The following is a 7657-nucleotide window of genomic DNA, read 5'->3' on the forward strand; positions in this document are numbered from 1 at the left end:
CATCAATGATCAATCGGTAGGGGCAAGCCTCTGCGCTTGCCCATCAATCCATCAATCCATCAATGATCAATCGGTAGTGGCAAGCCTCTGCGCTTGCCCATCAATCCATCAATCCATCAATCCATCAATCCATCAATCCATCAATCCATCAATCCATCAATCCATCAATCCATCAATGATCAATCCATCAATCCATCAATCCATCAATCGGTAGTGGCAAGCCTCTGCGCTTGCCCATCTAACCTGATAATTTCCTATCAATTGAAACCCGGGGCAACCAGAGACGGTTGCCCCCACGGGTGGAGAAAATTGGGACTCAAACCTCGAACGTCTGAAACGCCAGCCGCGCCGCCCCGCAGGCCCCCGCCCGATTGCCCAATTCCGCCGTCACAATCTGCAAACCTTCCCGAGAGCTCGGCAAAACCCGCCGTTCAATTTCACCCCAAACACTCGGCAAAAATAAGTCCGCCCCCGCACTGATGCCGCCGCCCAACACCACCGCTTCCGGGGTGAGGACGTAAATCAAACTCGCCAAACCCGCCCCCAGACGCCGCCCGTACTGTTCCCAATAGGCTAAAGCTTCAGTATCGCCCGCGATCGCTTTTTTCGCCACCGCCGCCGGTTCCATCCCCGTCTCCCGCCGCACCGCCTGCACCGAGGCATACTGTTCCAGCGAGCCCCGGTTGCCGCTGTTGCACGGGGGACCGTCCGGGTTCAACGTAATCAGCCCCAACTCCCCCGCCGCCCCCCGGGGACCCACAAATAACTCGCCATTCAGGATAATCGCACCGCCGACACCCGTCCCCAAAGTCAGCATAATGACATTTTTGAACGATCGCCCCGCCCCCAGCCAAGCTTCCCCTAACCCGGCACAGTTGGCATCATTCGCCAGAATCACGGGTTTTCCCGTCTTCTCCTCCAGCCAATCCGCCAGGGGCACCTCCCGCCAATCCCGAAGGTTGATGGCAATTTTGGAAATCCGCCCCGCCGCGTCCACCGGACCGGGCAACCCCACCCCGATCGCCTCCAAAGACTTGACATCCGGCGCAAGTTGTGCTATTGCATCCGCCATCGCGGCCAGAACCGCTTTCGGGGTGGCGGGTTGGGGGGTGGGAACCTGCAAAGACCCCAGACACGATCCGTCCGCCTCAAACCGTCCCAGTTTGATCGCCGTCCCCCCCAAATCGATGCCGATGACCTGAGATGCCATGCCGTTCAACTCACCTGTCGGGTTATTCGAGATCGTCCACTTCGTCGCGATCGATGCTGGTGGTAAAGACGGGTTCGACGCGGACACCCATGATGCTGCAGGGACGGACGACCAGATATTCCCCTTCCATCGTCTTGATGGGGACGTTCAGAAATTCGTTGTCGTTGTGCTTGGGGATGAGGACTTTCGTGTACCAAGCTTGAAACTCTTGGATGGTCTTGAATCGAACTTCTTCGCGGTGTCCCCCCTGAATGAGGAGGTGGACGGCATAGGAACTGGGTTTTCGCATGACAGTTTGTGGGATGATAAGGCATTCTCGGTTTATTTTCTCACCGATGAGGGCGATCGGTCAATCGACACCACTACGAAACCCGTTGCGAACAGGCTGCGGGTATCTTCTTTGCGATCGGAAGTCTTCAATAATGGGGGTGGAAGCATCCAGTCCCCATCTAGCTCGCCGTGGCAAATCATCCGGATTTGGTGTAATATCAATTTGGACAATTGACCGGCAATTGGCGATTCCTATATCCCGGCATTAAACGGGAATTAAAAAATCGCAATACTGGAAGTTTATTGACGCCCGGCGCAGATGGTATGGCAACGGGAAAGAATTCGCGAACTTCCCGGGGATCAAAGCCCCCGGGATGGGGATTTCACCGCCGACAATTTTCAAATCACTTCGGAATTCTAGAGGCCGTGATTTTATTGATTTTCAGGACATGAATTTTGATACGGATACGATGATCGTCATGATGGTGCTCTCGTCCTTGCTACAGGCGGGCATTCTCCTGTCATTGATCGCCACGGCACACGAGTATAAAGGAATGTCAAACTATGTGCTGGGAACCCTATTTTCTGCCCTTTCTTTTGGCTGGGTTATCGTCATCAAGTTCGCCCCGCCTCCCGCCCTATCAATGAAGCTTCTGGGCAACCTTATCCTGGCCGCTTCTATGATTTTTAGCGTCGCCGGTATCGGCCAATTTGTCGGCAGAAAAATTGACAATTTTTTATGGATTTTCAGTGGGACATTATTTTCAATTTCACAGATTTATTATTTGTACGTTGACGACAACTATTTCTGGAGAAATATCGCGCTGATCCTGATCGGCATTTTAGCCTATGGGGTGAGTATCAGATATATGATCGGTGCAAATATCAGAAACTTTTTAATGACGGGCCGCTGTCTGACAGCGGTATTGTTTTTGGGTATCTGCATCTTTTTAATGCGCGGTTTCTTTCTGGTTAACAGTCAAACTCAGTCCGCATTAGATGCAACCCTCGCCAACATCTTCACTTTTTTTGGGATTTTTATTGTGGACTTTCTACGCAACGGTTTTTTTGTGTTGATGGTGAGTCAAAGAATGTATTCCGAACTTCATAAAATGTCGGAGACCGACTTTTTGACGCAAATTTTCAATCGGGGGGCGATCGCCGTCAAGGTCGAGGATATTTTGGCGCAAAAAAAATTTGAAATTTTAACCTTAATTTTATTGGATGTCGATCGCTTTAAGAAAATCAATGATACCCACGGTCACGATATCGGCGATTTGGTCTTGCAGCAGGTGACGCGATCGCTCCAATCCCAACTCAATCCACCGGATTTGATCGGCCGCTGGGGAGGAGAGGAGTTTTTAATTGTTTTGCCGGACTGTCCTCCCTCAAAAGCCCGCGATCGCGCCGATTCTCTGCGCCTCCAAGTCGCCAATAATCCGGTATTTTTTGGGGCGGATACCGGGGGAATTGTCAACTGTACCATCAGCTTGGGAGTCGTGACTGATACCGCCGGAAATCACGCCATAGATGAACTTCTCAAACGGGCGGACGAGGCCCTGTATAAAGCCAAAACGGGTGGACGAAATCGGGCGGAATTTGTCGTCCTCTCCCCCACCCCAATTGAAAAGTAAAAAAGAATTCAGTTAGCCGATCCCAGCCCCCTAAAAACTTCGATGCTCTTTCATTTTCCGCCTGAAAAATGCCTGGGGGAGACGGAAATAATTAATAATTAATAATTAATTGACTTGAGTTTTCCGAGAATGAAATAGCCAGACCCCGTATGGCAGGCAACAGGCAACAGGAAAAAAAGCGTCCGCTGTCTGAGTTTCAGAGTGATTCGATGTCCGGAGGACCCGGGCGACTGCCATCGTATCCCGGGGAACCGGCGAAAACGCCGGAATCCGGCTGGCTCAACTGCTTGTGCAGTCGGACATCATCTGATCGAGACACCGCCAGGAAAGCATCCCGGACTCCTGTCCAAGTCAACAGTAAGGACATCCCGGGGCGGAACTTCACAAACGTTCGTCGGCGTCAAGTTCAATCTGAACATTTGGCAGGGGATGGAGGGTGTACCCTGACTGTGATTCAAAGACCGATCCATCATTGTTTGGGTCTGACCCAGATCGGAACTCAACAGACGAGTTTGATTCTGGGATTCCCCGCAAATTATACACTAATATGGATCACCGAATAACGGATAGCTGAGAAATATGCCCCGACGCGACGACCTGAAAAAAATTCTGCTTCTGGGTTCAGGCCCAATTGTGATCGGACAAGCCTGCGAGTTCGACTATTCCGGGACTCAAGCCTGTAAAGCGCTGCGAGAAGAAGGCTACGAGGTAGTCCTGGTCAACTCCAACCCGGCCACAATCATGACCGACCCGGAAACCGCCGAACGGACGTACATCGAGCCGTTGGTGCCCGAGATCGTGGAAAAAGTGATCGCCAAGGAACGGCCCGATGCCCTGCTGCCGACGATGGGGGGCCAGACCGCCCTCAACATCGCCGTGGACCTGGCGAAAAATGGCGTGTTGGACAAATACGGCGTGGAACTGATCGGCGCGAAATTAGAAGCGATCGAAAAGGCCGAAGACCGCCTGTTATTCAAACAGGCGATGGAAAAAATCGGCGTGAAGTGCTGTCCGTCCGGCATTGTCAGCAATATGAACGAGGCGATGGCGATCGCCGATCAGATCGGAAGCTACCCCCTGATCATCCGCCCCGCCTTCACCCTGGGGGGCACCGGCGGCGGCATTGCCTACAACCAGGAAGAATACGAAGAAATGGCGATGGCGGGGTTGGACGCCTCCCCGGTGTCCCAGATTTTGGTGGAACAATCCCTGATCGGTTGGAAAGAGTACGAACTCGAAGTCATGCGGGATCTGGCCGATAACGTCGTCATCATCTGTTCCATCGAAAACATCGACCCGATGGGCGTCCACACCGGCGATTCCATCACCGTCGCCCCCGCCCAAACCCTGACGGACAAGGAATATCAGCGGTTGCGGGATGCCTCGATCAAAATCATCCGGGAAATCGGCGTGGAAACCGGGGGATCAAACATCCAGTTTTCCGTCAACCCCGTCAACGGGGACGTAATCGTAATTGAGATGAACCCCCGGGTTAGCCGTTCCTCGGCCCTGGCATCCAAGGCCACTGGATTCCCGATCGCCAAATTCGCAGCCAAACTCTCCGTCGGCTACACCCTCGACGAGATCGACAACGACATCACCAAAAAAACCCCCGCCTCCTTCGAGCCCACCATCGATTATGTGGTCACGAAGATCCCCCGCTTCACCTTCGAGAAGTTCCCCGGCGCCCAACCCGTCCTCACCACCCAGATGAAATCCGTGGGGGAGGCGATGGCCATCGGCGGCACCTTTGTCGAATCCTTCCAAAAGGCCCTGCGATCGCTCGAAACCGGTTTGGCGGGTTGGGGACTCAACAAGGACGAAAAACTCCTCAGCCTGGATCATATCCGCTCCGGGCTGCGGACGCCGAACCCTGACCGGATGCTGACCCTGCGTCACGCCATGTTGATGGGGATGTCCGTGGAAGAAATTTACGAACTCACCGGCATCGACCCCTGGTTTTTGGACAAATTCAAGGACCTGTTGGAAACCGAGAAATTCCTGAAGCGCACCCCCCTCAAGGAACTGAAGGCTGAGGAGATGCTGGAGGTGAAGCGGCAGGGATTCAGCGATCGCCAAATCGCCTTCGCCACGAAAACCACCGAGAAAACCACCGAAGACGAGGTGCGAAGCTACCGCAAGGGGTTGGGGGTGAAACCCGTTTATAAAATGGTGGATACCTGCGCGGCGGAATTCGAGTCCCAAACGCCCTACTACTATTCCACCTACTGGGAAGAGGACGAAATGATCGCCTCCGACAAACCCAAGGTGATGATTTTGGGCGGCGGACCCAACCGCATCGGCCAGGGGATCGAGTTCGACTACTGCTGCTGCCACGCCTCCTATTCGATGCGGGAGGATGGCTACGTCACCATCATGGTCAACTCCAACCCGGAGACGGTTTCCACGGACTACGACACCAGCGATCGCCTCTATTTTGAACCCCTGACCCAAGAGGATGTCTTCAACATTATCGAGGCGGAAGAACCGGACGGGATCATCATCCAGTTCGGCGGCCAAACGCCTTTGAAACTGGCCGTACCCCTGCAAAAAGCCCTGGAGGCATCGACGTTAAAAACCAAGATTTGGGGTACGTCCCCCGACTCCATCGACACCGCCGAAGATCGGGAGCGGTTCGAGAAGATCCTGCGGGAACTTGACATCCAGCAGGCGCCCAACGGCATCGCCCGCAGCTACGAGGAAGCGTTGGTGATCTCCGGTCGCATCGGCTATCCTGTGGTGGTGCGCCCCTCCTACGTTTTGGGGGGTCGGGCGATGGAGATCGTCTACTCCGATGAGGAGTTGGAACGGTACATGACCTTTGCGGTGCAGGTGGAACCCGATCACCCGATTTTGGTGGACAAGTTCCTGGAAAATGCGATCGAGGTGGATGTGGATGCGGTCGCCGACAAAACCGGAAATGTGGTCATCGGCGGCATCATGGAACACATCGAACAGGCGGGGGTCCACTCCGGCGATTCGGCCTGTTCCATCCCCTTCCAAACCCTGTCCGAAGGGGCGATCGAGACGATCCGCCGCCAGACGATCCAACTCGCCAAGGCTCTGAACGTGGTGGGGTTGATGAACATCCAGTTCGCGGTGCAGGGGGAACAGGTTTACATCCTGGAAGCCAACCCCCGGGCGTCGCGGACGGTGCCCTTCGTTTCCAAAGCGATCGGCGTCCCCCTGGCGAAGATGGCGTCCCGGGTGATGTCCGGCAAGACGTTGGAGGAGTTGGGCTTCACTGAAGAACGGGTCCCCACCTACGTCTCGGTGAAGGAGGCGGTGCTGCCCTTCGCCAAGTTCCCGGGTACGGACGTGCTCCTCGGCCCGGAAATGCGATCGACTGGGGAAGTGATGGGCATCGATACGGACTTCGGACAGGCTTTCGCCAAGGCGGAACTGGCGGCGGGGCAGGTGTTGCCCAAGTCGGGGACCGTGTTCGTTTCCGTCAACGATCGCGATAAGGAGGCGATCGTCCCGGTGGTGCAGGACTTCCTGGATCTTGGCTTCAAGGTGACGGCTACCATCAACACCCGCAAGGTACTCTGGGAGCACGGGGTCAAGGTGGACATGGAGTTGAAACTCCACGAGGGGCGGCCCAACGTCCTGGACGCGATCAAAAACCAGGCCGTGCAGTTGGCGATCATCACTCCCTCCGGGGAGGAAGCCCGGGAGGACGGGATCAAGATCCGGCGATCGGCCCTGGCCTACAAGGTGCCGATCATCACCACCATCGCCGGGGCTAAGGCCACCGTCGCGGCGCTGCGATCGCTCACCCAGACTTCCTTCGACGTGAAGGCGGTTCAGGACTACTACGTTAAATAGAACCCTTCGGGGACGGGGGCGGATTGAAAAATCTTCCCCCGCAATCCCCGATCTCTGTTATAATGGTTTACTGCACAAATAAGCGGACGTGGCGGAATTGGTAGACGCGCTAGATTTAGGTTCTAGTGTCCTCGCGACGTGAAGGTTCAAGTCCTTTCGTCCGCATTTTTGTTAAACCCTCTTCCGTAAGACTTTCGGCTATATTTTTTAACCGAGTTTTACGCCGTTACACTCAAATTGCACTCTTTACCGTCTTAGCGCATTGGACGATGAGTGCGTATCCTATGCAACAAAACTTAATAATTGATTAAAAAAGCAAGACTTCTATCACAAAACCCCTATAAGGTCAGTCCCCGAGCTGATAGATGATTCTCAAGATAGTCTTAACTTCCGGTAAGTTGGGGTCAATGCCCGCCTCCGATAGGCGCTCTAGGGCAAGGTTATAAGGGATCGGCAATCGCGCCGATCTTTTCAAGACTTCCAGGGTAGCGTCTACTCCTTGAGTCTTGTACTTGCTCTCGTTAACAATAGTCGAATGGTCCATCATTCTTGCCCGAAGTTCAATTGGGACTCCGTACTTTTCACAGAGGAGGAAAATCTTGAAGATTTCACGATAAGTACGGATATCGTTTTCTTGATTGACAAACTCCCCGCGAAGACAGCGACGGGGATTCTGGGGTCAAACAGTAAATGCAGGCTGAGCCTGACTGACTTT

At 54.1% G+C, this 7657-nt stretch carries 6 protein-coding genes and 1 tRNA gene; 4 read left to right on the top strand and 3 right to left on the bottom strand.

Features of this window, described 5'->3' with window-relative positions; translation table 11 throughout:
- Positions 1-214: hypothetical protein (locus LKE08_RS00875; protein ID WP_375341387.1), on the top strand; the 214-nt coding region annotated here is incomplete at its 5' end.
- A gap of 102 nt (positions 215-316) precedes the next feature.
- Here LKE08_RS00875 and LKE08_RS00880 read toward each other — a convergent pair.
- A complete protein-coding gene (locus LKE08_RS00880) occupies positions 317-1210 on the bottom strand; it encodes an ROK family protein (protein WP_324702303.1) in 894 nt (297 codons plus the stop codon).
- Positions 1211-1232: 22 nt separating this feature from the next.
- Complete coding sequence (locus LKE08_RS00885) at positions 1233-1499, bottom strand: hypothetical protein (protein WP_324702304.1); 267 nt, start codon at positions 1497-1499, stop codon at positions 1233-1235.
- Positions 1500-1929: 430 nt separating this feature from the next.
- Here LKE08_RS00885 and LKE08_RS00890 point away from each other — a divergent pair, with 430 nt between their 5' ends.
- A complete protein-coding gene (locus LKE08_RS00890) occupies positions 1930-3114 on the top strand; it encodes a GGDEF domain-containing protein (RefSeq protein WP_324702305.1) in 1185 nt (394 codons plus the stop codon).
- A gap of 196 nt (positions 3115-3310) precedes the next feature.
- On the opposite strand, the gene LKE08_RS00895 is transcribed toward LKE08_RS00890, so the two are convergent.
- A complete protein-coding gene (locus LKE08_RS00895) occupies positions 3311-3481 on the bottom strand; it encodes a hypothetical protein (RefSeq protein WP_324702306.1) in 171 nt (56 codons plus the stop codon).
- A 212-nt stretch (positions 3482-3693) separates the two neighbouring features.
- Here LKE08_RS00895 and carB point away from each other — a divergent pair, with 212 nt between their 5' ends.
- Together carB and LKE08_RS00905 are read left to right on the top strand one after the other, a co-directional pair.
- On the top strand, positions 3694-6942 hold the full coding sequence (gene carB / locus LKE08_RS00900) for a carbamoyl-phosphate synthase large subunit (protein WP_324702307.1): 3249 nt from the start codon (positions 3694-3696) through the stop codon (positions 6940-6942).
- Between the two features lie 82 nt (positions 6943-7024).
- Positions 7025-7107, top strand: a tRNA-Leu gene (locus LKE08_RS00905).
- Positions 7108-7657: the final 550 nt, after the last annotated feature.

The organism is Lyngbya sp. CCY1209, from assembly GCF_035615495.1.
In the GTDB taxonomy this organism is placed as follows: Bacteria; Cyanobacteriota; Cyanobacteriia; order Cyanobacteriales; family Microcoleaceae; genus Limnospira.

Excerpts from the sequence above, each read along its gene's own strand:
- LKE08_RS00880 (WP_324702303.1), bottom strand. The coding sequence starts at position 1,210 with ATGGCATCTCAGGTCATCGGCATCGATTTGGGGGGGACGGCGATCAAA.
- LKE08_RS00885 (WP_324702304.1), bottom strand. The coding sequence starts at position 1,499 with ATGCGAAAACCCAGTTCCTATGCCGTCCACCTCCTCATTCAGGGGGGA.
- LKE08_RS00890 (WP_324702305.1), top strand. The coding sequence starts at position 1,930 with ATGAATTTTGATACGGATACGATGATCGTCATGATGGTGCTCTCGTCC.
- LKE08_RS00895 (WP_324702306.1), bottom strand. The coding sequence starts at position 3,481 with ATGTCCTTACTGTTGACTTGGACAGGAGTCCGGGATGCTTTCCTGGCG.
- carB (WP_324702307.1), top strand. The coding sequence starts at position 3,694 with ATGCCCCGACGCGACGACCTGAAAAAAATTCTGCTTCTGGGTTCAGGC.